At 63.3% G+C, this 2,218-nt stretch carries 2 protein-coding genes and 1 pseudogene; all 3 read right to left on the minus strand.

Going from position 1 to position 2,218, the window contains the following annotated elements; all coding sequences use genetic code 11:
- Positions 1-1,127 (minus strand): baseplate J/gp47 family protein (locus H097_RS26550; RefSeq protein ID WP_032863554.1); only part of this gene is annotated, 1,127 nt, incomplete at its 3' end.
- Complete coding sequence (locus H097_RS26555; protein ID WP_032863555.1) at positions 1,124-1,441, minus strand: DUF2590 family protein; 318 nt, start codon at positions 1,439-1,441, stop codon at positions 1,124-1,126. The genes H097_RS26555 and H097_RS26550, both read right to left, overlap by 4 nt.
- Positions 1,441-2,218, minus strand: a pseudogene (locus tag H097_RS28355) (phage tail tape measure protein); the annotation flags it as partial. The gene H097_RS26555 and the pseudogene H097_RS28355, both read right to left, overlap by 1 nt.

A 2,218-nucleotide genomic window follows, 5' to 3' on the forward strand; every position in this document is an offset into this window, starting at 1 on the left:
TCTGACACGATGTCGGCGTTATCGAAGCGCAACGACTCGATGCCGGTGAACTGCTGGTGGAGTTCTTCGCCCAGGCGGCTAAAGGAGAACCGCGACTGCGGATAGGTCAGCGTCGGCTGATAGTCGCCGGTGCCGCTCTCGCGAAAGGCCGCACGGACGAATAGATCGACTTCGGCCTGCAGCTTGGTGCGCTGCTCGACGGTCAGCAGGCTACGTGGCCACAGGGTCAACTTCAGCGCGTGCTGGGTCTCAGGCATCACCATGACCAGCAGATCGTCACCATGGCCATGGTTGCCCTGGTCGCGGATATGCGCGTTGATTTGCTCCAGGTACGTCGCCGCCGGCACGTCCGCGTCGAACAGCACATAAGCATTGGCACTGCCTGGCCCCCGTGGGGCGCCGTGCAGAAAGTACACGCCATCGGGCCGCACGCCCGGGAAGCCGGCGATCATCGCCCGGTATACCGCGTCGGTATGCCACTGGTTGACCGCCGAGAACTGGTTGCGCACCCGTAAACGCAGCTGCTCGTCAGGCTCAGGATCTGCACCTGGTGCAATCAACCAGCCGTCAGCGTTGACCACCTGGGCAATGCCGGCGATCGGCACCGGCAGGATGGCGTAGTAACCCGGGGCCAGGTTGTAGCCGCTGCCCACGTCCTGGGCCTCCACTGGCACTTCCAGCTGCATCAGCCCATCGGCAAAGGTCGCCGCCTGGGTGGTCACCAACTGGTAGATATGGCCATTGATCGCCGCCGACTGCACCAGGATGCCGGCGGGCAGCTCCAGGGCGCCGCCGGCAACGTCACGGGTAAACAGCAATACGCCTTTGGCCTTGGTCGCGCCTTTGCGCTCCACGTTGACCGCCCAGGCCAACATGTCCAGCCACTTACGGACGGCGGTTTTGACAAAGAAATTAGGCAGCACGGTGTCGCTGACGAAGGTAATCAGCCACATGACCGGCTTGGTCACCAGGGCCGTGATCACCCGCCAGAACGGCGAATAGGCGCTGGTGTTGCTCAGCTTGCTGCCCTGGGCCTCAACTTCCTTTTCCCAGGCTTTGCGCAAACCTTCCTCGGTTACCGGAATACCGGACTCTGCCAGCGCCTGTTTAAAATCAACGTCGCTCACAGGGTCACCTCGATGTCGCCAAATTTCAGGGTTTTCGCCGTGACCAGGTACTGCCCCGTTTGCACCTGGTTAATCAGGGCGGTACCGGGCACCAGGCGTTGGTCGGCCTCCACCAGCAGCTCCAGTTGCTGGATGCAGTCGCGCTGACGCAGCTTGCTACGCTCGGCCACCAGCGTTACCAGCAGGCCGCTTTCGCGGATCATGTGCGCTATGTCCTGGGCGATGCTGGCCCGGTCATCAATCAGCAGCGGCTGACGGGATGGGTCCAGCGCCAGGTCGTTGTCCATGATCAACAGGTCGATGTACTCGCTCATCACCCCACCGCCATGGCCAACATGCCTTCCAGCTCCAGCGGGTTCATCTGCTTGCCGGTGTGAATGTTCACGTTCTCCACATGGGTGCCCTTGTTCTGGGTTTGGTTGTTGTTCTGGATGCTTGCCAGCAGACCGCCCCGGGGCACAGCGTCTGGCCGTTTCGGTGACAGGCTGCCCACGGCACCATTGATACGCTGCTGGCTTTGCTCGGCCTGCTGCATAGGTGGCGGCGCCAGTACCAGGGCCGGCGGTTGACGCGGAGGTTCCAGGGCGGCGAGTGGTTGCGCGATCGGCGCCGGGCCTTTCGGTACCGGGGCCAGAACCAAAGCCGGTGCTTGTGCCTGGGGCTGCAGGGCGTTGAGCATCGGCGCAGGTTGTGCCGGCACCTTCGACGTGGCCGCCATCACCAGGGGCGGCGCCTGGATCGGCTGCTGGGCGGCGCCCACGAGTTGGGGCAGCAACGGCGCTTCGACCTGGGGCGCACTGATACCCGGCATTTGCGGCGGTGCCGGCAAATCCCCAAATGCAGCGTCGATCTGCACGCCCGGGATCTTGTTCAGCATCTCGATCAAACCATTGATGGCCTGTTTAAAGATGTTGACGATGCCGTCCCACGCCGCGCTGGCCATGCCCGCCCAGCCGCCCATAGAGCCAAACCAGTCAGACAGCGCGGTCAGTTGCCCGCTAACCCACTGGAACGCCTCGCTGTTGAGTAGCGCACTGGTCCATTCGTCCCAGTAGATGATCGCCGCCGCCACGGCCGCGACCAGGGCAACG

Origin of the sequence: Pseudomonas sp. FH4 (genome assembly GCF_000510915.2) — a bacterium.
Lineage (GTDB): Bacteria > Pseudomonadota > Gammaproteobacteria > Pseudomonadales > Pseudomonadaceae > Aquipseudomonas > Aquipseudomonas brenneri.